18 protein-coding genes and 1 pseudogene are annotated in these 23746 nt (G+C 74.4%); 10 read left to right on the forward strand and 9 right to left on the reverse strand.

The annotated features are described in order from the left end of the window. The first annotated feature begins 41 nt into the window (after positions 1 to 41). The 4 genes from ACIBQ1_RS41930 to ACIBQ1_RS41945 are packed head-to-tail and all read left to right on the forward strand — an operon-like array spanning position 42 to position 4559. Complete coding sequence (locus tag ACIBQ1_RS41930) at positions 42 to 1736, forward strand: FAD-binding oxidoreductase (protein ID WP_397286014.1); 1695 nt, start codon at positions 42 to 44, stop codon at positions 1734 to 1736. A gap of 56 nt (positions 1737 to 1792) precedes the next feature. Beyond that, positions 1793 to 3061 (forward strand): sensor histidine kinase, encoded by a 1269-nt coding sequence (locus ACIBQ1_RS41935; RefSeq protein WP_397286016.1) that lies wholly within the window; start codon positions 1793 to 1795, stop codon positions 3059 to 3061. Beyond that, the gene (locus ACIBQ1_RS41940) at positions 3058 to 3717 is read left to right on the forward strand and encodes a response regulator (RefSeq protein ID WP_397286018.1); all 660 of its coding nucleotides are present in this window, start codon (positions 3058 to 3060) and stop codon (positions 3715 to 3717) included. The genes ACIBQ1_RS41935 and ACIBQ1_RS41940 overlap by 4 nt, the downstream gene beginning before the upstream one ends. Positions 3718 to 3770: 53 nt before the next feature. Then, complete coding sequence (locus ACIBQ1_RS41945) at positions 3771 to 4559, forward strand: N-acetylmuramoyl-L-alanine amidase (protein WP_397286020.1); 789 nt, start codon at positions 3771 to 3773, stop codon at positions 4557 to 4559. A 23-nt stretch (positions 4560 to 4582) separates the two neighbouring features. On the opposite strand, the gene ACIBQ1_RS41950 is transcribed toward ACIBQ1_RS41945, so the two are convergent. After that, positions 4583 to 5503, reverse strand: coding sequence for a hypothetical protein (locus ACIBQ1_RS41950; protein ID WP_397286022.1), 921 nt, complete (start codon positions 5501 to 5503; stop codon positions 4583 to 4585). A gap of 178 nt (positions 5504 to 5681) precedes the next feature. Between ACIBQ1_RS41950 and ACIBQ1_RS41955 the strand changes: the two genes are divergently transcribed. Then, positions 5682 to 6839, forward strand: coding sequence for an alkaline phosphatase PhoX (locus ACIBQ1_RS41955; RefSeq protein ID WP_397286024.1), 1158 nt, complete (start codon positions 5682 to 5684; stop codon positions 6837 to 6839). A gap of 16 nt (positions 6840 to 6855) precedes the next feature. Here ACIBQ1_RS41955 and ACIBQ1_RS41960 read toward each other — a convergent pair whose 3' ends face one another. After that, the gene (locus ACIBQ1_RS41960; protein WP_397286026.1) at positions 6856 to 7506 is read right to left on the reverse strand and encodes a TetR/AcrR family transcriptional regulator; all 651 of its coding nucleotides are present in this window, start codon (positions 7504 to 7506) and stop codon (positions 6856 to 6858) included. 161 nt (positions 7507 to 7667) lie between these two features. Here ACIBQ1_RS41960 and ACIBQ1_RS41965 point away from each other — a divergent pair. The 3 genes and pseudogenes from ACIBQ1_RS41965 to ACIBQ1_RS41975 form a co-directional block, all read left to right on the forward strand. Continuing rightward, positions 7668 to 9116, forward strand: a pseudogene (locus ACIBQ1_RS41965) (MFS transporter); the annotation flags it as partial. 222 nt (positions 9117 to 9338) lie between these two features. Further along, positions 9339 to 9947, forward strand: a complete 609-nt coding sequence (locus tag ACIBQ1_RS41970; RefSeq protein ID WP_397286288.1) for a collagen binding domain-containing protein — start codon at positions 9339 to 9341, stop codon at positions 9945 to 9947. Positions 9948 to 9990: 43 nt separating this feature from the next. Further along, entirely contained in the window at positions 9991 to 10878 is an 888-nt protein-coding gene (locus ACIBQ1_RS41975) for a YceI family protein (protein WP_397286028.1), read from the forward strand. Here the strand turns inward: ACIBQ1_RS41975 and ACIBQ1_RS41980 are convergent. The 7 genes from ACIBQ1_RS41980 to ACIBQ1_RS42010 all read right to left on the reverse strand — a co-directional run bounded on the left by ACIBQ1_RS41980 (position 10875) and on the right by ACIBQ1_RS42010 (position 17613). Next, positions 10875 to 11483 (reverse strand): hypothetical protein, encoded by a 609-nt coding sequence (locus tag ACIBQ1_RS41980; protein ID WP_397286030.1) that lies wholly within the window; start codon positions 11481 to 11483, stop codon positions 10875 to 10877. The genes ACIBQ1_RS41975 and ACIBQ1_RS41980 overlap by 4 nt on opposite strands. Before the next feature lie 12 nt (positions 11484 to 11495). Continuing rightward, positions 11496 to 12968, reverse strand: coding sequence for a multicopper oxidase family protein (locus ACIBQ1_RS41985; protein ID WP_397286031.1), 1473 nt, complete (start codon positions 12966 to 12968; stop codon positions 11496 to 11498). A 5-nt stretch (positions 12969 to 12973) separates the two neighbouring features. Then, positions 12974 to 13426, reverse strand: a complete 453-nt coding sequence (locus ACIBQ1_RS41990; protein ID WP_397286034.1) for a hypothetical protein — start codon at positions 13424 to 13426, stop codon at positions 12974 to 12976. After that, a complete protein-coding gene (locus ACIBQ1_RS41995; protein ID WP_397286036.1) occupies positions 13423 to 13947 on the reverse strand; it encodes a hypothetical protein in 525 nt (174 codons plus the stop codon). The genes ACIBQ1_RS41990 and ACIBQ1_RS41995 overlap by 4 nt, the downstream gene beginning before the upstream one ends. Before the next feature lie 176 nt (positions 13948 to 14123). Continuing rightward, on the reverse strand, positions 14124 to 14765 hold the full coding sequence (locus ACIBQ1_RS42000) for a response regulator (protein ID WP_397286038.1): 642 nt from the start codon (positions 14763 to 14765) through the stop codon (positions 14124 to 14126). Beyond that, the gene (locus ACIBQ1_RS42005; RefSeq protein WP_397286289.1) at positions 14740 to 17043 is read right to left on the reverse strand and encodes a sensor histidine kinase; all 2304 of its coding nucleotides are present in this window, start codon (positions 17041 to 17043) and stop codon (positions 14740 to 14742) included. The genes ACIBQ1_RS42000 and ACIBQ1_RS42005 overlap by 26 nt, the downstream gene beginning before the upstream one ends. 87 nt (positions 17044 to 17130) lie before the next feature. Next, positions 17131 to 17613, reverse strand: coding sequence for a DUF1772 domain-containing protein (locus tag ACIBQ1_RS42010; protein ID WP_397286291.1), 483 nt, complete (start codon positions 17611 to 17613; stop codon positions 17131 to 17133). A gap of 283 nt (positions 17614 to 17896) precedes the next feature. On the opposite strand from ACIBQ1_RS42010, the gene ACIBQ1_RS42015 reads away from it, so the two are divergent. Together ACIBQ1_RS42015 and ACIBQ1_RS42020 are read left to right on the forward strand one after the other, a co-directional pair. Continuing rightward, positions 17897 to 20746: an AfsR/SARP family transcriptional regulator gene (locus ACIBQ1_RS42015; RefSeq protein ID WP_397286040.1), complete on the forward strand. Its 2850-nt coding sequence runs from the start codon at positions 17897 to 17899 to the stop codon at positions 20744 to 20746. Positions 20747 to 20754: 8 nt separating this feature from the next. Beyond that, the gene (locus ACIBQ1_RS42020; protein ID WP_397286042.1) at positions 20755 to 23634 is read left to right on the forward strand and encodes an AfsR/SARP family transcriptional regulator; all 2880 of its coding nucleotides are present in this window, start codon (positions 20755 to 20757) and stop codon (positions 23632 to 23634) included. Positions 23635 to 23746 lie beyond the last annotated feature (112 nt).

Genomic DNA, 23746 nt, shown 5'->3' on the forward strand with positions numbered 1-23746 from the left:
TTGAGACGCTGACGGCCTTCGATCGGAAGGGAGCGGGACACATGCCAGAAGCAGGCGACGGGAGTGAGCGCGCGGCGGTGAGCCGCCGGGGGCTGCTCGCCGGTGCGGGTGCGGGTGCGGCGGCGGCCACAGCGGTGGTCACAGGGGCGGTCACAGGGGCGGCTACTGTGGCGGCCACTGTGGCGGCCGGCACGTGGGATGCCGGCGTCGCGGCGGCGGACTCGGACTCGGCGGTGTTCGGCCCGGTGACGGTGCGTCCGGGCGACTCGCGCTACGACAACCTGTTGCGGGGCAACAACTTCCGCTTCGCCGGCCGCCCGGACGAGATCCGCGTGGTCGGGTCGACCGACCAGGTGGTGCGCGCGGTGCGGGAGGCGGTGCGGTCCGGCCGCCGGGTCGCGGTGCGCAGCGGCGGGCACTGCTTCGAGAGCTTCACCGCAGACCCGGCGGTGCGGGTGCTGCTGGACCTGTCGCCGATGGACGCGGTCGGCTATGACGCCGGCCGGCGGGCGTTCGCGGTGCAACCCGGGGCCACTCTCGGTCACGTGTACCGGACGCTGCTCACCGGCTGGGGCGTGACGATCCCCGGGGGCAGTTGCCCGGAGGTGGGCGCCGGCGGGCACTTCGCGGGCGGCGGGTACGGGGCGCTGTCCCGGCGCCACGGCTCGGTGGTGGATCACCTGTACGGCGTGGAGGTCGTGGTGGTCGACCGCGACGGCACCGCCCGCGCGGTGGTCGCCACCCGGGAGCCGGACGACCCGAACCGTGACCTGTGGTGGGCGCACACCGGCGGTGGCGGCGGCAACTTCGGGGTGGTGACCCGGTACTGGCTGCGCTCGCCCGGGGCCGCCGGCACCGACCCGTCCCGGCTGCTGCCCCCGGCACCCCGGCGGATGGTGCAGCACGTGGTCATCTGGTCCTGGGAGCACATGACCGAGCAGGCGCTCACCGGGCTGCTGCGTAACTTCGGGACCTGGCACGAGCGCAACAGCGCGCCCGGCTCCCCGTACGCCGGGCTGTACGGGCTCCTCCAGCCGTCGCACCGCGCCGGCGGGACCGTCATGCTGGTCGCGCAGATCGACGCGGACCTCCCCGGCGCCGACGGCATGGTGACGGGCTTCGTGTCGGCGGTGACGGACGGCGTCGATCTCACACCGGTGTACGACCAGCGGCGGACGATGCCGTGGCTGCACCGGATGACCTGGCCGGGCAGCGGCGAGCCGGGCGACGTGCTCACCCGGCGGTACAAGATCAAGGCCGGCTACCTGCGGCGCGGCTTCACCGAGACCCAGCTCGCGGCCATCTACCGCAACCTCAAGAACGACACCGGCGGGCCGGGCGCCGGCATGCTGCTGGTCGGCTACGGCGGCCAGATCCGCGCGGTGGCGCCCAGGGCCACCGCCATCGCCCAGCGGGACGTGGTCATGAAGGCGGTCTACCAGACGGTCTGGGCCGACGAGGCGGACGACGCGGCCAACCTCGCCTGGGTCCGCGAGCTCTACCGCGACGTGTACGCCGGCACCGGCGGCGTGCCCGTGCCCGGCGAGGTCGACGACGGCTCCTACATCAACTACCCGGACGCCGACCTGGCCGATCCCGCGTGGAACACCTCTGGCGTACCCGCGCACACGCTCTACTTCAAGGACAACTACCCGCGCCTCCAGCGGGTGAAGGCCCGGTGGGATCCGCGCAACGTCTTCCGGCACGCCCTGGCCGTCGAACCGGCATCGGGATGAGCCGAGGCGGAGACTAGATTGTCCGCTGGGGGCGAGCGCCGGGGAGGGGGACGCGGATGAGCGATCCGGTGGCACGGTGGCCCGTGTCGTTGATCGTCGGGCCGTACGCGCTGCTGGCGCTCCTGGCCGGGGTCACCGTGGCCGTCAAGGGCTCGGGCGCGTCCCTGATCGTCGACCTGGCCCTGTGCGCGCTGGTGGCGGCGTGGATGCTGGGCGTCTTCACCCTCCGTCCCGCCTGGCGCGGGCGGCCGCCGGTGATGGCCGTGTTCTTCACCGTGCTGATCCTGCTCACGGCGATCCTGGTGATCAGGGACCCGTGGTTCGGCTTCTTCACCCCCGTGGGGTACGTCTACGCCTTCCGGGTCCTGCGCTGGCCGTGGGAGGCGGTCGGCGTGGGCGCGGTGGGGGTGGTCGCGGGCACGGCGCAGGCGTACGGCGTGGACAAGACCACGGTCGTCGGCCTGGCCACCTACGGCGCCGTCGTGGCCGCGAACGTCGTCCCCATGTGCGCCTTCGCCTGGTTCGCCCGGCGCGCCGCCCGCCAGAACGAGGAGCGGGAGCGCGCGCTCCACGAGGTCCGCGAGGCGAACCGCAGGCTGGCGGCGTCGCTGGCGGAGAACGCCGCCCTGCACGAACGGCTGCTGGCCCAGGCGCGCGACGCCGGCGTGCGGGACGAGCGGCAGCGCATGGCGCGGGAGATCCACGACACCCTGGCCCAGGGGCTGACCGGCATCGTCAGCCAGCTGCGCGCGGCCGAGCACGCCGGCGACGATCCGGCGGCCTGGCGCCGGCACGTCGCCGCCGCGACCAAGCTGGCCAGGGAGAGCCTGTCGGAGGCGCGGCGGTCGGTGCACGCGCTGCGTCCTGAGCCGCTGCGCTCGGCCATGCTGAGCGAGGCGCTGGCGGGCGTCGCCGAGCGCTGGTCGGCGCTGCACGAGATCCCCGTCCAGGTCACGACGACCGGTACGGCCCGGCCGATCCGGCCAGAGGCGGAGGCCGCGCTGCTCAGGATCGCGCAGGAAGCCCTGGCCAACGTGGCCAAGCACGCGCGGGCGACCAGGGTGGGGGTGACGCTGTCGTACCTGGAGAACGAGGCGGCCCTGGACGTCCGCGACGACGGCGGCGGCTTCGACCCGGCCCAGCTCAATAACGCGCTCGACACCGCCGCGCTCGGTCCGCGGGCCGAGCGCGGCGGGTTCGGCCTGATCGCGATGCGGCAACGGATGGAGAGCCTGTCCGGCACGCTGCAGGTCGAGTCGGAGCCGGGCACCGGCACGGGCATCTCGGCCCGAGTCCCGGCCGATCGGGCGGAGGCGGGCGCGTGAGCCGCCCCGCCGCCCCGATCGGGCTGCTGATCGTGGATGATCACCCGGTGGTCAGGGACGGGCTGAGCAGCATGTTCGCCCGCGACCCGGAGTTCGAGGTGCTGGGCGAGGCCGCCGACGGGGCCGAGGCGGTCCGGCTGGCCCTGGCCCTGCGCCCGGACGTGATCCTCATGGACCTGCGGATGCCGGGCATGGACGGGGTGAGCGCGACCAGGGAGCTCGCCGAGCTGGGGATCGGGGCCCGCGTGCTGGTGCTGACCACGTACGACACCGACAGCCACGTGCTCCCCGCGATCGAGGCCGGCGCCACCGGATACCTCCTCAAGGACGCTCCCCGCGACGAGCTGTCGCGCGCGGTCCGGGCGGCGGCCCGGGGCGAGGCGGTGCTCGCGCCGTCGGTGGCGGCCCTGCTCATGAACCGGGTACGCCGGCCCGCCCCGGGCCCGCTCAGCCCACGCGAGGTCGAGGTGCTGCAACTGGTGGCGGCTGGAGCCACGAACAGGGAGGCGGCGGCCCGGCTGTTCCTCACCGAGGCCACCGTCAAGTCCCACCTGCTGAACATCTACGCCAAACTCGGGGTGAACGGCCGCGCCGCCGCTGTCACCGAGGCGTTCAACCGGGGGCTGCTCGTCCCGCGAACGCCCGAACAGCCCTGAACCCGCGGCGCGATTTCCGGTCTTGATGGGTCATCGCCCGATACGGTCTGTTCATGCGCGTTCATCGACCTGGACTCGTGGCACTCACCCTGCTGGCCGCGTTGTCCGGTGGGTGCGGCGACGCCGCGCCGGGCCAGAGCCAGTCGGGCTTGATCGTGCCGTCGCCCACGAGCAAGGGACCGCTGGCAGGCAAGGTCGTGGTGCTCGATCCCGGGCACAACGGCGGGAACGCCACGCATCCCAACGAGATCAACCGCCAGGTCGACATCATCACCAAGAGCAAAGCCTGCAACGCCGTCGGCTTCGAGACCCCCGACGGATACCAGGAGAACGCCTTCGCCTGGAGCGTCACCCAGAACCTCAGGCCGCTCCTGGAGCAGATGGGCGCCCGGGTCGTGCTGACCCGATCCAACGACGACGGCGTCGGCCCCTGCGTCACCGAGCGGGCGGCCATCGGGAACGAGGCCAGGGCGGACGCGGTGGTGTCCATCCACGGCGACAGCGGCAAGCCGAGCGGGCACGGGTTCCACGTGATCACCCCCGGGCTGATCGCCGGGCGCAACGACGAGGTCATCGAGCCGTCCCGCAGGCTCGGGCTGGCGATCCGCGACGCATACGAGGCCGGCACGGGCATGCCGTACGCGAACTACAGGGGCGAGGACGGCATGCGGTCCCGCACCGACCTGGGCGGGCTCAACCTGTCGACCCGGCCGGTCGTGTTCATCCAGTGCGGCAACATGCGCAACAAGGGCGACGCGGCGAAGATGACCGACGTCGCCTTCCGCAAGCGCATCGCCGGCGCGCTGGCCGAAGGCATCAAGAACTATCTCACCGGCGCCTGACCGGGCCTGGTGGGTGGGGTCGCTCACAGGGCGCGGACGCGGACGTTCCTGAGCGCGCTCCGCACGAAGCTCTCGTCGCCTGACGCGGCCAGGTAGAAGCCGTCACGGCAGGCGCTGCCCGAGATGGCGTGGCGCGGGTCGAGGGCGACGGACGCCCTGCCCAGCCGCCCGCAGCCAGGGTCGTGCCGGCCGACCGGGGCCAGCACCAGCATCCGGCGGCTCAGCCCGCCGAGCCACAGTTGCGGCCCGACGAGCACGCCGTCGCGGACCTCGCCGGGGCGCGAGAGCCGCAGCGGCCCGCCGGCCGACAGGGTGAGGAAGCCGTCGGGGGTGAGCGTGCCGCGCAGGTTCTCCGCCCAGGCCAGCCGCTGTTCGAAGGTCATCCCGGCCCGTTCGTCCTGCAGGGCGAGCCGCCAGTCGCCGAAGGCGAAGAGCAGGACCGAACCGGCGCCGTCCACCCCGAGCGGCCCGGGCCACAGCGTGACGCCGCCGGTGAGACGGCGGATCATCGGGCGGCCGGCGGCGATCTCGGCCTCGCCGTACAGCGGGGCGGTCAGGGAGCGGAACTCCCCGGAGTCCCCGTCACCGGTGAGCCTGCCGCCGGCGTACGGCCGCGCCCCCAGCGAGTCCAGGCTCAGCCCGGCCGGGTAGGTCAGCTCCGCCCGCGACCCGTCGGGGAACGTGACCCGCAGCGTCCTGGTCGCGCCCGCGCCGTCCGCCGCCGGGTAGACGGCGTTGGATCTCACGCTGACCGCGTCGCGCACCGGCACAGGCGTCTTCTCCGGCACAGGCGTCGGCTCGGGCGCCGGCGCGGGACGGCTCGTGTCCCGGCTCGCGAGAATCCCGAGGAGCGGCACGGCCGCGAGGGCGACCAGCACCGCGATCCCTGCCCGGCGGGGCCTGCGCGGCCCCTGCTCGACGATATCCACCCGGCCGGTGGTCATCGGCCTTCCTCTGTCGTGCGGCTGTCCCACCCAGTTCAGTCGATCGACGGCTTCGACGCCACGCCGGGCACGGGAATGTGATGTACCGCACTGTTGCCGTTAACTTCTCTGACGGGCGAATGTCGGTCTGATCGACATACTGTCGGCGAGGCCGCACCCTCTCAAGGAGGTTTCGTCGATGGAACGCCGCAATTTCCTGCGCGCGACCGTGCTCGGCGCGAGCACGGTCGCCTTCTCCGGCAGTCTCTGGCAGGGCGCCGCGCTGGCCGCGCCGGCGCAGAACGCCCCCGGTCCCTACGGCTCGCTGCAGGCCGCCGACGCCAACGGCATCCAACTGCCGGCCGGCTTCACCAGCCAGGTGATCGCCCGCTCCGGTCAGGCCGTTCCGGGTACGTCCTACACCTGGCACAACGCCCCTGACGGAGGCGCGTGCTTCGCCGACGGCAGCGGCTGGATCTACGTCTCCAACTCCGAGATCAACCCCGGCGGCGGCGCCTCGGCCGTCCGGTTCGACTCCAGCGGCGCCGTCACCTCGGCGAACCGCATCCTGTCCGGCACCCGGCAGAACTGCGCGGGTGGCAAGACGCCCTGGAACACGTGGTTGTCGTGCGAGGAGGTCAGCCTGGGCTTCGTATACGAGACGTACCCGTTCGGCGGCACCGCCGTGCAGCGCCCCGCGATGGGCCGCTTCAAGCACGAGGCGGCCGCCGCCGACCCCGTACGGCAGGTGATCTACCTCACCGAGGACGAGACCAACGGGCGTTTCTACCGGTTCGTCCCCACCACGTGGGGCGACCTGTCCTCCGGCACCCTCCAGGTGCTGGTGGCGGGATCCGCCACGTCAGGCTCGTTCACCTGGGCGAACGTCCCGGACCCGGACGGCTCGCCGACCGCGACGCGCAGCCAGGTGTCCGGCTCCAAGTCGTTCAACGGCGGCGAGGGCTGCCACTACGCCGACGACACGGTCTGGTTCACCACGAAGGGCGACAACCGGGTCTGGCAGATCGACCTGACCGGCAACACCTACGAGCTCGCCTACGACGACAGCCTGGTCAGCCCCGGCACCGCGCCGCTGACGGGCGTCGACAACGTCACGGGCTCCACCTTCGGCGACCTGTACGTGGCCGAGGACGGCGGCAACATGGAGATCTGCCTGATCACACCCGACGACAAGATCTCCCCGTTCCTGCGGATCAACGGCCAGAGCTCGTCAGAGATCACCGGTCCGGCCTTCAGCCCCGCCGGCGACCGGCTGTACTTCTCCTCCCAGCGCGGCACCTCGGGGTCGTCGTCCGGCGGCATCACCTACTGCGTGACCGGGCCGTTCAGGACCTGATCTCGCGCGGCGCCCGTCACGGCTCGCGCGTGACGGCCGCCAGCCACATCCCGACGAGCGCGTCGATCAGCCCGGTCGCGGCGTCGTGCCAGGTGGCACGGGGTGTGGGGGCGCCTTCGGCGAGCGCGCGCTCCCGGTCGGCGCACGTGAGCACGATCAGCTGGCGGGCCATGTCGCCGCGCTCGGCGCGCACCTCGGCGGGCAACTCGGGCAGGCACCGGTTGAACCCCTCGACGGTGCGCCGCAGCGAGGCGGAGGAGCGGGTCTCGTCGGCCATGATCGCGCGGAGTGCGGGGTCGGTCACCACCTGGGCGACGAAACGGGCGTACCAGGTGGGGGAGCCGAGGTCCGACAGGTGCTCGGTGACCGGGCGCACCATGCAGGCGACCCAGTCGCGCACGCCGGCGGAGTCGGTGAGCCCGGACACCATCGACTCGCGGATCCGCTCGATCGGCTCGGCGTGCTTGCGGGCGACGGCGCGTACGAGGTGGGTCTTGGTGCCGAAGTGGTAGCCGACGGCGGCGTTGTTGCCCTGCCCGGCGGCCTCGCTCACCTGGCGGTTGGACACGGCGAGCACGCCGTGCTCGGCGAACAGCCGCTCCGCCGCCGCGAGAATGCGCTCGCGGGTCACTTCGGCACGCTCGGCGCGTACGGTCTTGCCGGTCATCGGCACCACCGTACCGGAACGTCACGCCTGCTCACGAGGGCCTCCTTCGAGCCTGACCTGCGGTTGTGCTCAGTAAAACCGCGCTGTTAGTCTTAAGTCAAGCGACTGATTTACTAATGCCTCGTCGTTTGCCTCCCCCAACCCCCTTACGGAGACCTCGCATGGCCAACATCCCCGCCCGCCGCGCCCACGCGGCCGATCCCCCGCGGTCGAGCACCTTCGTGGTGGTGCTCGCCTTCGCCGGGATCGTGGTGTCGTTGATGCAGACCCTGGTGATCCCGCTGGTTCCCGAGCTGCCCAAGCTGCTGGGAGCCGAGGCGTCCGACGCCACCTGGGCGGTCACCGCCACGCTGCTCGCCAGCGCGGTGGCCACGCCGGTGGTGGGACGGCTGGGAGACATGTACGGCAAGCGGCGCATGCTGCTGTTCAGCCTGATCCTGCTGGTCGCCGGGTCGGTCGTGTGCGCCCTCAGCGACACCCTGACACCCATGATCGTCGGGCGGGCCCTGCAAGGGCTGGCCTCCGGCGTCATCCCGCTCGGCATCAGCATCATGCGCGACGAGCTGCCCGCCGACCGGCTCGGCTCCGCGACCGCGCTCATGAGCGCCTCGCTCGGCGTGGGCGGCGCCCTGGGCCTGCCCGCCGCCGCCCTCATCGCCGAGAACGCCGACTGGCACGCGCTGTTCTGGACCGCGGCCGGTCTCGGTGCCGTGGCCCTGGTGGTGGTGCTGGCCCTCGTGCCCGAATCCGCGGTGCGCGGCGGCGGGCGCTTCGACGTGGTCGGCGCCGCCGGACTGTCGGCCGCGCTGGTGTGCCTGCTCCTGGCGATCTCCAAGGGCGCGGACTGGGGCTGGGGCGACTCCCTCACGATCGGCCTGTTCGCCGCGGCGGTCGTGCTGCTGCTGCTGTGGGGCTGGTGGGAGCTGAGCACCCGGGAGCCGATGGTGGACCTGCGCACCACCGCGCGGCGCCAGGTGCTGTTCACGAACCTCGCCTCCACCATGATGGGCTTCGCGATGTTCGCGATGTCCCTGGTGCTGCCGCAGGTGCTGCAGCTGCCCGAGGCCACCGGCTACGGGCTGGGCCGGTCGATGCTGACGGTGGGCCTGGTGATGGCGCCGTCCGGCCTGGTGATGATGGTCCTCGCGCCGCTGTCGGCCCGCCTGTCCGCGGCCAGGGGTCCCAAGGTGACCTTGATGATCGGCGCCCTCATCGTGGCCGCCGGATACGGCCTCAACATCGTGCTGATGTCGGAGATCTGGCAGCTCGTCCTGGTCTCCTGCGTCATCGGGGCCGGCATCGGATTCGCCTACGCCTCCATGCCCGCCCTCGTCATGGGGGCCGTGCCGGTCTCCGAGACGGCCGCCGCCAACAGCCTCAACACCCTCATGCGCGCGGTCGGCACCTCCGTCTCCAGCGCCGTGGCGGGAGTCGTCCTGTCCCAGATGACCATCACGCTCGGCCCCGTCGCCGTCCCCTCCCAGGACGGCTTCCGCGTCGTCATGGGCATCGGCGCCGGCGCCGCCCTCCTCGCCTTCGCCCTGGCCGCCTTCCTCCCGCGCCGGAGCGCGGCCCCGGCCACGGCGCACGCGGCCGTCCCCGCGCCTTCGGCAGCCGTCCCCGCGCCTTCGGCGGGCGAGCCCGCGTACGCGACGGCGGGCGACGCCTGGGCGGACCCGCGGGACGGCGGCGTCGAGATCCGCGGCTCCGTCAGCGGCGACGACGGCCACGCGGTCGGCCACGCCACGCTGACGCTGATCGACGCGCGCGGCCGGCAGCTCTCCCGGGCCGCGACCCGCGCTGACGGCGGGTACGCCATCTGGACGCCCGGCATGGGGAGCTATGTCCTGATCGCGTCGGCCGCCGAACGCGAACCGCAGGTGGCGACCCTCGTCGTGGGCGACCGGCCGGTCGACTTCAACCTCGTCCTCGCCGGATCGAGCAGGCTGACCGGGGCGGTCCGCGACCTGGAGGGCAAGCCGGTGCCCGGGGCGGTCGTCGTGCTGACCGACGTCCGCGGCGAGGTCGTCACCACGGGCGCCACCGACGCGGACGGCGCCTACGGCCTGTCCGGCGTGGTCCCGGGCGGCTACACGCTCGCGGTCAGCGCGGACTCCTTCCGCCCGGCCGCCGTCCCGGTCGAGGTCGTCGGCACCGTCCTGACCAGGCAGGACGTCGAGCTGCGGCCCGGCGCCAGGATCCGCGGCACCGTACGGGTGCGCGACGGCGGCCCGCTGAACGACGCGCGGGTGACGCTGCTGGACGCGGCCGGGAACGTGGTCGGCACCACGACGACCGGCGAGGACGGCGCGTACGCCTTCGCCGACCTGACCGGCGGCCAGTACACGGTCATCGCCACCGGATACCCGCCCGTGGCCGACACCGTGAGCATCGACGGCCGCGACGACGACCGCGACCTGTGGCTGGCCCACGCCGAGTGACGACACCCGACAGCGCGACGACCGCTCCGAAGGAACGAGCACCATGTACACCAGCCAAGAGCAGACCGGGCGGAGCGCCCCGGTGAGCCCGCAGGACCGGCGGGGCGCCCCGGCCGGCCGCCGGGGGCTGCACGCCCTGATCCGCACCAAGGACGGGTGGGCCGTGCCGCACGCGATCGTCACGGTGACCGACATGACCGGGCAGCAGGTCGCGCGGGCCGAGGCCGACGCCGAGGGCGCCGTGTCGACCGGCCCGCTGGCGCCCGGCGCCTACACGGCCGTCACCACCGCGGCCGGATACACGCCCGCCGCGATGACGGCGATCGCCACCGCGTCCGGCACCGCCGAGCTGGGCACGGTGGTGCTGGCCCGGCAGGGCGGCGCCGAGCTTCCCCCGCCCGGGATCTGGACGCTCGACCCCGCCCACTGCACGATCGCGGCCACGGCCCAGCACCTGGGGCTCAGCACCGTGCGGGGCCGGTTCACCCAGTTCGCCGGGCGGATCGAGATCGGCCCGGACCCCGAGACCTCGTCGGTGGCCGCCGACATCGTGGCCGCGTCGATCGACACGGGCAACGGCACCCGGGACGACCATCTCCGCTCGGCCGACTTCCTGGACGCCGCCGCGTACCGGATGATCTCTTTCCGCAGCACCGGGCTCACGCCCGCGGGCTCCGACCGGTGGATCGTGCACGGGACGCTGACGCTCGCCGGGGTGCAGCGGCCGGTCGACCTCGACCTGGCCTACCTCGGGACCGGTCCGGACCCGTGGGGCGGCCTGCGGGCGGCGTTCCGGGCGGTGACGGAGCTGCGCCGCGAGGACTTCGCGATGACGTACAACCAGGTCGTGCGGGCCGGGGTCAACCTCATCGGGTCGACGCTGAAGGTGGAGCTGGACATCCAGGCCGTGCAGGGCGCGTCCCTGCCTTAGCGGAGTCCCACGAGCAGCGTCCACAGGGGGAACATCGTCCAGACGACGGCCCCCGGGATCCCGCCGGCGGCCCAGGCCCACGACACGTCGGCCACGACCGTGACGAGGAAGCCGACGCCGAACGCGACGACGGCGACCGGCAGCCCGATCACGATGGCGCGCCCGAGGCGGGTCACGGCCGCGGGCAGGACGCCGCTCCGCGCCCCCGCCGCGCTGATCGCGCCGGCCCAGCACATGCCGGCCACGCCGCTCAGGCTCACCGGGACGACCTGGTACGCGAACGGCAGCACACCCGTGAGCAGCAGCGCCTGCAGCACGACGACCAGGACGGCGGCGACGAGGCCGATCCTGGTCCACACGCGCACGCGGGCGTCGCCGGCCATGAGACGTCCCAGCCCGAGGACCACGGGCACGAGCGCGAGGTACTGGAGCAGGACGAGGACGTCGTTGGCCGGGCCGAGCCGGCTGTCGCCCGGATCGTCGCCCCAGGGCCGCGCGACGACGTAGAACAGGACCAGGAACACGTTCGCGATCAGGCCCGCGACGCCGCCGGCCACCGCCTGCAGCCGTAGGGACGCGGGCAGCCGGAGGGGATCCGTCCTCACTGTTGTCCTCCTTCATTCTCGCGAGTTGCCCGCCGGGCCGCCGATGAGGAACGGGGTCGTGACGTTCTCGTACATGAGGTGGACGAGCAGCCCCTCACGCGCGTGCGGCAGGTTGTGGCAGTGGTCGACCCAGATGCCGGGGTTGTCGGCGAGGAAGGCGATGTCGTAGGACTCGCCGTCCTCGACGTTCAGGGAGTCGACCCACCAGGGGCTCCCGGTGGCGGGCACGCCGTCGCGGGCGAGTACCACCGCGCGATGGCCGTGCAGGTGCATGGGGTGCACCTCGCCGCTGTCGTTGACGATCGTCATGCGGACGACGTCGCCGTCGGCGACCGTGAACATCGGCACGTCCGGATACATGCGGCCGTTGACGGTCCAGTAGAGGCCGGGGAGCCCGTCGAGGAAGCCCGGCCGGCGGCCCATCTCGTAGCGGAAGGCGCGGCCGGGGTGCGCCGCGTCGAAGCCTAGGGGCGCGGGGGTGCCGTAGGTCAGCAGGTCCAGGGTGGCGGCCGGGCGGGCGCTCGGCGGCACGCCGGCGGAGCCGCCGACCACCACCGACAGCGGCCCGCCGATCTGCACCCGTACGGAGCCGCCGCCCGGCGGCACGGTCACCTCCAGGTCGGCCCGGCCGCCGGCCGTCACGAGGACGGCGGCCCGCTCGACGGCCGTGGGACCGTGCAGATCGGTGCCGTCCACGGCGGCCAGGCGCCACGCGGCGCCGGTGACCCAGACGGGGGTGGGGCCGTTGTCGGTGTTGATCACGCGGACCCGCGCCGTCGCGCCTGGCGCCGCCGGTACGGTGAGGTCGGACTCGGACCCGTTGAGGGTGCGGATGCCGTGGTAGAGGTGTGCCAGGGCGACGACGTCGAGGGCGGCGGGCGGGCGCGCGGGCCGGACGACCAGGGCGCCGAGGAGGCCCCCGGCGACCTGCCCGTGCGACATCTGGTGGGAGTGGTACCAGAACGTCCCGGCCCGGCGCACGACGAACCGGTAGACGAAATCCCGGCCGATCCGGACCGCGTCCTGGGTGACCCCGGCGACGCCGTCCTGCCCGCCCGGGACGTCCACGCCGTGCCAGTGCACGGTCACGCCGTCGGGCACCGACTCGTTGACCAGCCGCACCTGTACGAGCTGGCCCGCCACGGCCGTGATCTGGGGGCCGGGGGAGCGGCCGTTGAAGGTGTACCCGTCGATCTCGCGGCCCGACGCCAGCCGGACCCGCTGCTTGCGCGCGATCAGCGTCACCACGACGTCCGGCCGGCGCGCCGGGTCGGCGACCAGGGAGGTGAGGTCTCGGGTGGTCCCGCCCCGATGCTCCCCGTGGTGCGGTTCGCCCGCCTGCCGGCCGCCGTCGGCGTGCCCCATGTCCATGACCGAGTACGCCGGCGGCAGCCCACTGGCCTGCCACAGCCAGGCCAGTGGGGCGAGAACGGACAGCGTCGCCGCGCAGGCCACGACGAGCCGCACCCGGCGGGTGAGGGCCATGACCCTCACACCGTCGCCGAGGCGGGCGCGTCGGCGGTCACCGGCCGCGCGCGCCGGGCGGCGTGCAGGGCGACGACGAACAGCGCCATCGCGTTGAGCCCGTGCAGCCCGCCCAGCCAGGGCAGGTCGTGGGCCGCGTAGCCGAGCATCGCCTGGGCGGCGACGAGGAGCAGCACGAACGCGGCGAACTTCACCCCGCCGGTGATCCGGGCGAAGAACGAGACGATCAGGAGGAGGAGAGCGATGACGGGGATGACGATCCCGCCGTTGATGCCGTGCACGATGATGCCGACGACCTCCGGGAAGGGGAGGTCGTCGCTCTCCATGACGGCCTTGTCGAACACGTTGCCGTCCGAGACCCACTTGCCGAGCCCCGCGAAGCCCAGGACGATCACCGTCGCCTGGACGGCGACCTCGACGGCGACGGCGTACGCCAGGATCTTGTAGACGATTCTCATGGTGTCTGTCCTTCCGACGTGGCGCGGAGCGCCTTGACGAGCAGGGCGGCGCCGAGCGGGCCGGCGCCCAGGAGGTAGGGGACGGCGAGGTCGGCGGTGAGGGCGCCGAGCGGCGCGGCCACCGCCGTGATCAGGACGGCGACCGGGTGCGCCAGCCCGGCCCGGCCCGCCACGTACGACAGGCCCGCTATGCCCGAGGCCGCGGCGACGGCCAGCGCGGGCGGCAGGATCGGGCCCGCGACGTGCAGCGCCGCCTCGACGGTCGCCGCCGAGGCGACCACGCCCAGCAGGGCGAGGACCATGGCGGCAGGCGCCCGGCCGGCGTGGCGGGCCCCTCGCGTGGACAGGTCGCGGTACACCAGCGAGACGGCCACGACGGCGAGCCACGCACCGGTGCCGCGGACCGGCCCGACGCCCGGCTCACCGGCCGGGCACAGGGCCGGCTCTCCCGCCAGGCGCCCGGCCAGGCAGAGCGCCGACGACGCCATCAGGCACAGCCCGCCGGCCACCCGCGTCCTCATGACCGTCAGCGTCGGCGCCGTCGCGTCCCGGCGTCACGGGGCAGATGTCCCTTCCGGACCGGGAGCCCGCGCCGGGAGCCCGCGCCGGGAGCCGGACGGCGCCCGGCTGGGAGCGCGGCTGGGAGCCCGACTGGGAGCCCGACTGGGAGCGCGGGCCGGGGTGCCTCAGGGCCGGGTCAGCGCGGTTCGCCGCCGAGTCCCGCCTCGCGGGCCCGGACGATGGCCGCCGACCGGTCGGCGACGTGCAGCTTGGTCAGGACGTTCGAGACGTAGTTGCGTACGGTCTTGCCGCTCACGCCGAGCCGCTGGGCGATCGCCGTGTTGTCCAGGCCGCGCGCGACGAGCCCGAGGACCTCGTGCTCGCGCTCGGTGAGCTGCGGGAACGGCGACGCCGCCGCGGCGCGGGCGAAGTGGGCCAGGATGCGCGCGGCCACGCCGGCGCCGAAGACCGCCTCGCCGCGGGCGACCGCGCGCACCGCGGCCACGATCTCCTCGGGGCCGGCGCCCTTGAGCGCGTACCCGTGGGCGCCCGCGCGCAGGGCGGCCAGCACGTTCTCGTCGTCGTCGTACATGGTCAGGATCAGCGAGCGGGTGGGCAGGCCGGCGGCGCGCATCCGCGCGGTGACCGTGAGCCCGTCGCCGCCGGGCATGTTCACGTCGAGCACGGCGACGTCGGGCCGGTGCTCGACGGCCAGGCGCAGGGCGTCCGCGCCGGTGGCGGCGACGGCCAGCACGGTCATGCCGGTCTCGGCGTCGAGCAGGGCCCGCAGGCCCGACACGAAGACGGGGTGGTCATCGGCGAGGATCAGCCTGATCATGGTCCCCTCCCAGGCTCGTCGGCAGAAACGCGCGGATGTGGGTGCCGCCGCCGGGCGGGGAGCGCATCGACCAGACCCCGCCCACCTCGGCGGCCCGTTCCCGCATGGAGCGGATCCCCACGCCGGCCGTCCGGCCGGGGGCGAGGCCGCGGCCGTCGTCCAGCACCGTCACCTCCACGCCGCCGTCCGGCGTCGTGACCGTCACGGTACAGCGGGTCGCGCCGCTGTGGCGGAGCGCGTTCGTGATCGCCTCGACGGCGATCCGGTAGGCGGCGGTCTCGACCGCGGCCGGGAGCGCCGGCAGCGGCTCCGTGCCGATGACCTCGATGGACATGGCGCCCGACAGGGTCGCCGCCCGCGCCCTGATGGCGCCGACGACGCCGAGCTCGTCCAGCGCGGGCGGGCGCAGCGCCTCGACCAGGCGCCGCACGTCGGTCAGCGACGCCGCCGCCTCCGCGGAGATCTCGTCGAGCAGCGGGCGCGCCGCCGAGCCGGGCGGTACGTCCCGCGCGGCGAGGCCGGCCTTGAGCCGGATCGCGGCCAGGGTCGGGCCCAGCCCGTCGTGCAGGTCGCGGCGTAACCGGCGGCGCTCGTCCTCGCGCGAGGCCACGACGTCGGCGCGGGACCTGACCAGGTCGTCATGCAGCCGGACCGCCTGCACCGCGGTGCCCACCTGCTGCGCCAGGGAGGCGATCAGGCCGAGGTCGACGGGGTCGAGCGGATCGTCGCCGCCGCGCGCCGAGACGCGCAGGTGCCCGATGAGCGTTCCGTGGTAGCGCAGCGGCTCGACGTGCACCTCGCCGACGGGTACGCCGTACTGCGCGGCCCGGTGACCGGCGCCCGAGCCGTCCACCAGGTCGATCGCCGCGTGCGGGACGCGCAGCGACCGGGCCACGGTCTCGACGATCGCCGGAAGCACGTCGGCGGGCAGCAGCACCGCCTGCAACCGGGTGCCGAGGCGGGTCAGCGCCGCGGACGGGTCGTGGCGGTCGCCGTACATCACCCGGTTGACCGTGCTCTGCGCCAGCGCGCGCAGCGGGGCCAGCGCGAGCGCCGCCCCGGCCGCGGTGAGCGCGGCGGCCACCGGTTGCGACAACCCCAGCCCGCTGACCAGCAGCGCCACGACGGCGGCGTACCCGGCGACCAGGATCGCGACCACGCCCGCGTACACCAGCGACCGGTTGGCCAGCCGCTCGATGTCGAACAGGCGATGGCGGCGCAGCGCGATCCCGATCCCGGCCACGAACGGCAGCCCCGACAGCCCGAGGGCGCCCGCCGGCAGGGGACGCGCCGCGGCGAGCAGCTCGGGGAGGTGCCAGCCGGCCAGGCTCAGCAGCGTCGCGCCCGCGCCGCCCGCCAGCAGCCAGCGCATCCTGCCGCGCGTCAGCGGGTCGGGGTTGCGGCGGTAGCCGATGAAGCCCCACGCCGTGCTGGTGACCAGGCTGGCCGCCACGACCGCCGTCTGGCCGCCGTGCACCAGGCCGAGCCGGCCGAGCGCGTTGGGGGCCGCCAGCGCGGCGATCGCGCACCAGAGCGCCATCGCGGCCGGCGGCGCGGCGTACGCGACGGCCATCGCCCGGCGGCTGCGCGCCGGCAGCGGCCGGGGGGCGGCGAACGCGACCGTGAAGGCCAGCAGCCCTCCCCACGAGATCGAGTACGCCGCGATCGCGTTGAGGTGGAACAGCCACAGCTGGGCGCCGCCGGTGGCCAGGGCGAGGGCGGGCAGCCCGGCCGTGACGGTGAGCGTGCTGCCCAGCAGCCCCGACGCGAGCACGAGCAGCGGAGCCGTCGCGGGCTCCTCGGGCCGCCGCAGATACAGCGCGACGGCCAGCCCGGCCAGCGCGAGGACGAAGACGAGATCGCCCCAGCCCGCCACGAGCAGCGGGTACGGATCGGGGCGGCCGGCCCCGACCACCACCGTCGTCATCGCCCGCCCGCGGACCACGTCGTAGACCAGGGTCGTGCCCGGCCGCGGGCGGGGGACGGCGCCCAGACCGTCGGCGAGCCGGTGCCCGGAAACGCCGGTCACCAGGTCACCGGTGCGCAGCCCCGGCCCGCCGGGCGGCCCCGGGACGTCCACCACCACGCCGTCGGCGCGCCAGCCCAGCGGCACGACGCTGCCGTCCGACGGCGAGTCCAGCCCGACGGCGGTCGCCACCACGCCCAGCACCACCAGGACGATCGCCACTCCCGCCGGGACCCGGCGCGCCCACCCTGACGCCGCCCGCCGCGGCGCCGCCCAGAGTGCCGAGCAGAGCGCCGGCCACAGTCGCCACATGGACACGCACACATCGTGACCGACACCCGGGCGGGAAACCATCACCCGGACGCCTACGGTTTGGCCGGGAAGGCGTGTCAGCGGGCGCTAGCCCGACGTGCCGGACAACGTGAGCGCCCAGGCGAGCAGGCCGAACGCGGTCGTGGAGGCGATCACGCGGACGAGGTTCCAGCCGCGCCAGCGCATCTCATCGAACGCCTCGCGGACAGCGGCCACGTCGATGTGGCCGGGGTTCCCCGCCGCCTTGATCGCGTCGTTGAGCGGCACATTGACCACCAGGGTGATGACCACGGTGATCGCGTACAGGACGAGCGCGGCGACGATCCACGGCAGGGCCGGGCGGCCGATGTAGGCCAGCGCGGCGAGGACCGTGAACAGGAGGGCGCCCAGGAAGCCGCCCGCCATGAACCACGGGTTGATGATCGCCCGGTCGATGGACTGGAACGCGCCGACGAAGGTGCGGTCGTCGGTCCGCGCGAGGCCCGGCATGATCGTGTGCGCGTACAGGCCGAAGACCCCCGCCACGAGGCCCATCGAGAGCGTGGCGGCCATCAGCGCCGTGATCCGCATGCCTTCCACAGAGTCCTCCAGCGGGCTCGGCGATGTCGTCCGGGCCTCACGATCGCATCAGGTCCTTTCGCGGACCTGTCGTGAGCCTGTCGCGCGTGCGGCGCCGATCCCGGCCGCGCCGGTGAAACGCGCGGTCCGCGCGACGCAAGGTTCGTGCAAGAACGGCGACATCGCCGGTGGCTACCGTCGTTCGTGCGGAGAAAGGTTCGCGGGCCGGTGCCGGAACGGCCGCGGGCGTCTCGTCTGTCCCCACATGCCTCTGATGGCTGCGAAGGAGGTCAATGTGATCGTTTTCAGGGTGCTCGGCGCATTAGAGGTGGAGCGCGACGGAAGGGCGCTTGCGATCAGTGCCGGAAAACAGCGGGTCGCGCTGGCGACGTTGCTGCTGCACGTGAACCGGCACGTGTCGATGGACCGCCTGATCGACCGGCTGTGGCACGACGACGCTCCACTCGACCCGCGGGCCGCGGTCCACACGCACATGACCCGGCTCCGGTCTGTCCTCAACGGGGGCCAGGACAGATCGGAGCCGATCGAGACCGGTGGCGGCGGCTACCTCCTGCGGGCGGATCCGGAGTCGGTGGATCTGCTCAGGTTCCGGCAGCTGGTGGCCGGGGCGGCGGAGGCGGAGGAGGAGGGGAAGGGCCTCCTGCTCCGGCGGGCGCTCGGACTGTGGCGGGGGCCGATGCTCTCCGACGTGCCGTCGGACGTGCTGCACCGCGACGACGTGCCGTCCGTGCTGGCGGAGCGGACGCATGCCCAGGAGGAGTGGTTCGAGCTCGCGTGGCGCGCCGGTCAGGGTCCGCAGATCATCGGCGAGCTGCGGGCGGCGCTGGCCGGCTCGCCGCTGAGCGAGCGGCTGGGCACCCGGCTCATGCTCTGCCTCTACCAGGCCGGTCGCCAGGCGGAGGCGCTGGAGGTCTACGAGACGGTGCGCAAGGGACTCCGGGACGCGTTCTGCCTGGAGCCGGGCCCGGAGCTGCGGCGGGTCCAGGCGCTCGTCCTGCGCCAGGAGCCGCTGGAGGCCGTCCCGCCGCCACCGGCCGGGCCCGGGGCCGCAGGCCGGCTGCCCGCACCGCGGGCGAGGTCCGAGGCCGCCGCGGCCCCGGTCGTCGGGCGGCTGCCGGCGGACGTGCGGGTCTTCAGCGGGCGGGCGGAGCAGGTGGAGTCCCTGACGGCGACCCTGGAGCGGGCGGGGGTGGCGGCGATCGCCGGACCCGGCGGGATCGGGAAGTCCGCGCTGGCCATCCACGTCGCCCATCGGGTCGCCGGTCGCTTCCCCGACGGGCAGCTGTACGTCAACCTGCAGGGCGCCACCCCCGACGTCCCCCCGCTGGGGCCGCGCGAGGCGCTGGGGCGCGTCCTGCACGCGATGGGCGTGCCGGCCTCCGCGGTGCCCGACGACGTGGAGGCGGCGGCGAGCCTGTTCCGCTCGATGACGGGGACCAGGCGGCTGCTCATGGTGCTGGACAACGCGCGCGACGCCGGGCAGGTGCGTCCGCTGCTGCCCGGCGGCAGGGGCTGCGGCGTGCTGGTGACCAGCCGCCGGATGCTCACCTCGCTCGACGGGGTCCAGCACCTGCAGCTGGACGTGCTGCCGGAGGCCGACGCCCACGCGCTGCTCGGCCGGCTCGTCGGCGCCGGGCGGCTCGCGGCCGAGCCCGGCGCGAGCGCGGAGATCGTACGGCGCTGCGGCGGCCTGCCGCTGGCGCTGTCCATCACGGCCGCGCGACTGGCCCGGCGGCCGGACTGGCCGGTCGCGGCCATGGCCGCCCGCATGCGGCGGGCCGAACGGTCGCCGGACGGCGGGCTGGAGGCGGACGACCGGGCCATCCGCGCCAGCTTCATGGTGAGTCACGAGGATCTGCTGTCCTTCTCCGCCGGTAAGGCGGCCGCGCGCATGTTCCGGCTGCTCGGGCTCTTCGACGGCCACGACATCGGCGTGCCGACCGCCGCCGCGCTCGCCGACGTGCCCGCCGAGCAGGCGGAACGGCTGCTGGAGCTGCTGGTGGACGCGCAGCTGGTGCAGACGTACGCGCCGGGCCGGTATCGCATGCACGACCTGCTGCGCCTGTTCGCCCGCGAACGTGCGGCGGCGGACGGCGACGCGGCCCGAGCGGTGCGGCGGATGCTGCACTTCTACCTGGCCACCGCGCGCCGGGCCGTGGGCCTGCTCAGCCCGTCGCAACTGTGGCGGGCCGAGGTCGGTCCGGCCCTTCCGGCGGGCAGCGGTCTCCTGCTGGAGACCCGCGAGCAGACGCTGGCCTGGGCCGACGACGAGGCGTACAACGCGGTGACCGTGGTGCGGCAGGCGGCCAGGGGCGAGGACGACGACCTGACCGTGGGGCTGGCCACGGCGCTGTCGTACGTGCTGTTCACCCGCGGCCGGTGGCGGCAGGAGCTGCAGATCTGCGAGACCGCGATCGTCGCGGCCACCCGGTCGCGCAACGCGCTCTACCGGGCGATCATCCACCAGAACCTGGGCACCGCGCTGTCGGCCCGGGAGCGGATGGCCGACGCCGTGCCCCACCTGGAGCAGGCGCTGCGGGCCTACCGGGCGGTCGGCGTGACCCGCCACGAGGCGACCCTGCTCGACGACCTGGGCAGCGCCAAGTGCCGCGAGGGCCGTTACGTCGAGAGCGTCGACTATCACCGCCAGGCGCTGAAGGTCCACCGCAGCCTGGGCAACCGGCTCGGCGAGGGCATCACCCTGTCCAACCTCGGGCTCGCCCACCAGCGGATGGAGCGTTACCAGGAGGCCTTCCACCTGCACGGCAGGGCCATCGCCATCTTCAGCTCCAGCGGCAACGGGCGGCTCCACGCCGCCGCGCTGGGCAACCTCGCCGAGGCCTGCCGGCTGTCCGGCCGGGCGGAACGTGCCATCCGCCACTTCGAGCAGGCCCTCGACATCGACCGCCGCGCCGGGCACGGCGGCTCGTACGGGCACGCCGAACGCCTGTGGGGACTGGGCAGGGCCCTGCACGACCTGGGCAAGTCGTGCGACGCCCGCCTGTGCTGGGACGAGGCCGCGACGATCCTGCACGACCTCGATCTCATCTCGGCGGGCGAGAAGCGCCGCATCCAGACGAGCACGACACCCGAAACCCCGGAGGTCATCCAGCGGCAGCTATGAGCTGCCGGATGCGCCACGGACACCGGAAAGGGCTGCCATTGGAACTCGACGACGCGCTGCGTTTCCGCGTGCTCGGCCAGCTGGAGGTCGTCAGGCGGGGGAGCCCGGTCACCGTCGCGGCCGCCAAGCAGCGGGTCGCCCTGGCGACCCTGCTGCTCCAGGCCAATCACCTGGTCACCAGGGACGAGCTGATCGAGCGGCTCTGGGGGAGCGAACCGCCCGCCAATCCGTTCGCCTCCCTGCACACGCACATGGCCCGGCTGCGGCGCACCCTGCGCGGCGGCCGGGAGCTGATCAAAACGCACGACCTGGGCTACTCCATCCGGACCACCCCGAAGACGCTCGACATCCTGGAGTTCCGCCGCCTCACGGAGCTGGCGGCCGAGGCGCGGGCGCGCGACGACGCCGCGCGGGAGGCGCGGCTGCTCCGCGAGGCCCTGGCCCTGTGGCGCGGACCCGTGCTCGCCGACGTCGCGTCGGCGTCCCTGCACCGCGAGGTCGTGCCGATCCTGGAGGAGGAGCGGCTGCGGGCGCAGGAACGCTGGTTCGAGGTGTCGATCAGCCGGGGGGAGCCGGCCGAGGCGATCCCGGGCCTGCAGGCGGCCGTGGACGCGCACCCGTCGCACGAACGCTTCTGGGCCCAGCTGATGACCGCCCTGTCGCGGGCCGGACGCCAGTCGGAGGCGCTGCAGACGTACCGGAGGGTCCGCGATCTGCTGGGCGAGCTCGGGCTGGACCCCGGCCCGAAGATCCAGCAGGCGCGCCGGGACATCGCCGCGCCGACCGGGGCCGCCGAGCCGCCGCCGCGAGACTCGCCGGTGGCATCCGTGCCCCCTGAACCGTCCATCGGGTCGCCCGCCGAGTTGCCCGCCGACAACGGCGCCTTCACCGGGCGGGGCGCCGAGGTGGAGTTCCTGCGCGATCACATGACGGCCGGCCGCCGGCGCCCCGCGATCGTCGCGATCACCGGCGCGGGCGGCGTGGGGAAGTCGGCGCTGGCCGTCCACGTCGCCCACCGCGTGGCCGGGCACTTCCCCGACGGCCAGCTGTACGCGGACCTGCACGGCGCCACGACCGACGGCGAGCCGGCGCGGCCCGTCGAGGTGCTGCGCCGGTTCCTGCGCTCCCTGGGCCTGGCGGAGCCGGCCGTCCCGGCCTCGGTCGAGGAGGCGACGGCCCGGTACCGATCGCTGACCAGCGGCAGGCGCGTCCTGGTCGTCCTGGACAACGCCCGCGACGCGGAGCAGGTACGCCCGCTCGTCCCCGGCGGGCTGGGCTGCGGCGTCGTCATCACGTCCCGGCGGCTGCTCGCGCCCATCGGCGGGGTCGTCCACCGCGACCTCGGCGTCCTGCCCGACGAGGACGCGGGCCTCCTGCTGTCGCGGCTGGCCGGCCAGGAGCGCATCGAGGCGGAGCCGCAGGCGGTGGCCGACGTGGTACGGCTGTGCGGCGGCCTGCCCCTGGCCCTGAGCATCGTCGCCGCGCGCCTGGCCGCCCGGCCGGCCTGGACGGTGGCCGCGATGCGGGACCGGCTCGCGGCCGAGCGCCGCCGGCTGGCCGAGCTGCAGGTGGACGGCAGGGCGGTCCGGTCCGGGTTCGAGGTGGGCTACCGGGAGCTCGCGACCGGGGGCGACGGGGCGGCCGCGCGGCTGTTTCGGCTGCTGGGCGTGCTCGGCTGCGCGGACGTCGGCGCCGAGGTCGCCGCGGTCCTGGCCGACCTGCCCGCCGGCCGCGCCGACGAGCTCCTGGAGACCTTGGTCGAGTGCCGGCTGGCCGACAGCCCCGCCCCCGGCCGCTACCGCGTGCACGACCTGCTCCGCCTGTACGCCCGGGAGCGCGCGGAGGCGTGTGACCCCGGCCAGGTCGTCGACGCGGCCGTGCGCCGGGTCCTGCACTGCTACCTGGCGACCGGGCGCGGCGCGACGCTGCTGCTCGACCCGGCGGCCAGGTGGCGCATCACCCTGGGGTCCGCGCCTGACGGCGACCGGGGGATGGCCCTGACCGGCCGGCGGGAGGCGCACGCCTGGGTGGACGCGGAGGCCGCCAACATGGTCACCGTCGTCCGGCAGGCGGCCGGCCGGGACGACGACCTGGCCGTGGCGCTGGTCGCCGCGCTCGCCCATCCGCTCCACGTACGCGGCCACTGGCACCAGGAGCTGCTGATCGCCCAGATCGGCGTGGAGAGCGCGGAACGCATGGGGAACGTCGCCTACCGGGCGTTCGCGTACACCGGCCTGGGCGCCGCCAGGTCCCAGCTGGGCTTCCTGGCGGAAGCGGACCAGTGCTTCGAGCGGGCTCTCGGCGACTACCGCCGCATCGGCGACACCCGGCGCGCGGCGGTCGTGCTCGACCACGCCGGGACCGTGTGCTGGCGCATGGGGAGGTTCGAGCGGGCCGTCGGCCGCCACCTGGAGGCTCTGCGCCTGCACCGCGCCCACGCCGACCGCTGCCACGAGGGCGTCACGCTGACGAACCTCGCCCTGGCCCACCGGCGGGCCGAGCGGTTCGGGGAGGCGTTCGACGCCCATCGCCAGGCCGTGGCCGCCCTCCGGGCCGGCGACTGCCTCCTGCCCCTCGCCGGCGCCATCGGGCAGCTGGCCGAGGCGCACCGGCTCGTGGGGGATCCGGGCGCGGCGGTGGAGCGGTTCAGGGAGGCGCTGGCGCTCGACGGCACGGGCGGGCACGGCGGCTCCTACGGCGAGGCCGAACACCTGTGGGGCCTGGGCCGGGCCTACCACGACCTGCGCCGGGCGGAGGAGGCCCGCAGGTGCTGGCACGAGTCCGCGCAGGCGCTGCGGCGCCTCGGCCTCATCTCGGCCGCGGAGCAGGCCGCCGTCCACGCGAGCGCCGTCCCCCGCACGCCTGACGTCATCGAACGCCACCTTTGAGGTGGTGACGGCATCGAGGTCGATCGGCTCGACGAGACCTGCCGCACCCGGACTCCGCTGGTCCGCGCCCTGATCGTGGCCGCGCGCGGCGGATCATCCCGCATAGGATGGG

Origin of the sequence: Nonomuraea sp. NPDC050153, from assembly GCF_044460125.1 — a bacterium.
Classification (GTDB): domain Bacteria; phylum Actinomycetota; class Actinomycetes; order Streptosporangiales; family Streptosporangiaceae; genus Nonomuraea.

What these genes read in the sequence shown, in the direction of transcription:
- ACIBQ1_RS41930 (WP_397286014.1), top strand. Translation starts at nt 42, where the DNA reads ATGCCAGAAGCAGGCGACGGGAGTGAGCGCGCGGCGGTGAGCCGCCGG.
- ACIBQ1_RS41935 (WP_397286016.1), top strand. Translation starts at nt 1,793, where the DNA reads ATGAGCGATCCGGTGGCACGGTGGCCCGTGTCGTTGATCGTCGGGCCG.
- ACIBQ1_RS41945 (WP_397286020.1), top strand. Translation starts at nt 3,771, where the DNA reads ATGCGCGTTCATCGACCTGGACTCGTGGCACTCACCCTGCTGGCCGCG.
- ACIBQ1_RS41950 (WP_397286022.1), bottom strand. Translation starts at nt 5,503, where the DNA reads ATGACCACCGGCCGGGTGGATATCGTCGAGCAGGGGCCGCGCAGGCCC.
- ACIBQ1_RS41955 (WP_397286024.1), top strand. Translation starts at nt 5,682, where the DNA reads ATGGAACGCCGCAATTTCCTGCGCGCGACCGTGCTCGGCGCGAGCACG.
- ACIBQ1_RS41960 (WP_397286026.1), bottom strand. Translation starts at nt 7,506, where the DNA reads ATGACCGGCAAGACCGTACGCGCCGAGCGTGCCGAAGTGACCCGCGAG.
- ACIBQ1_RS41970 (WP_397286288.1), top strand. Translation starts at nt 9,339, where the DNA reads ATGGGGAGCTATGTCCTGATCGCGTCGGCCGCCGAACGCGAACCGCAG.
- ACIBQ1_RS41975 (WP_397286028.1), top strand. Translation starts at nt 9,991, where the DNA reads ATGTACACCAGCCAAGAGCAGACCGGGCGGAGCGCCCCGGTGAGCCCG.
- ACIBQ1_RS41985 (WP_397286031.1), bottom strand. Translation starts at nt 12,968, where the DNA reads ATGGCCCTCACCCGCCGGGTGCGGCTCGTCGTGGCCTGCGCGGCGACG.
- ACIBQ1_RS41990 (WP_397286034.1), bottom strand. Translation starts at nt 13,426, where the DNA reads ATGAGAATCGTCTACAAGATCCTGGCGTACGCCGTCGCCGTCGAGGTC.
- ACIBQ1_RS41995 (WP_397286036.1), bottom strand. Translation starts at nt 13,947, where the DNA reads ATGAGGACGCGGGTGGCCGGCGGGCTGTGCCTGATGGCGTCGTCGGCG.
- ACIBQ1_RS42000 (WP_397286038.1), bottom strand. Translation starts at nt 14,765, where the DNA reads ATGATCAGGCTGATCCTCGCCGATGACCACCCCGTCTTCGTGTCGGGC.
- ACIBQ1_RS42005 (WP_397286289.1), bottom strand. Translation starts at nt 17,043, where the DNA reads ATGTGGCGACTGTGGCCGGCGCTCTGCTCGGCACTCTGGGCGGCGCCG.
- ACIBQ1_RS42010 (WP_397286291.1), bottom strand. Translation starts at nt 17,613, where the DNA reads ATGCGGATCACGGCGCTGATGGCCGCCACGCTCTCGATGGGCCTCGTG.
- ACIBQ1_RS42020 (WP_397286042.1), top strand. Translation starts at nt 20,755, where the DNA reads ATGCGCCACGGACACCGGAAAGGGCTGCCATTGGAACTCGACGACGCG.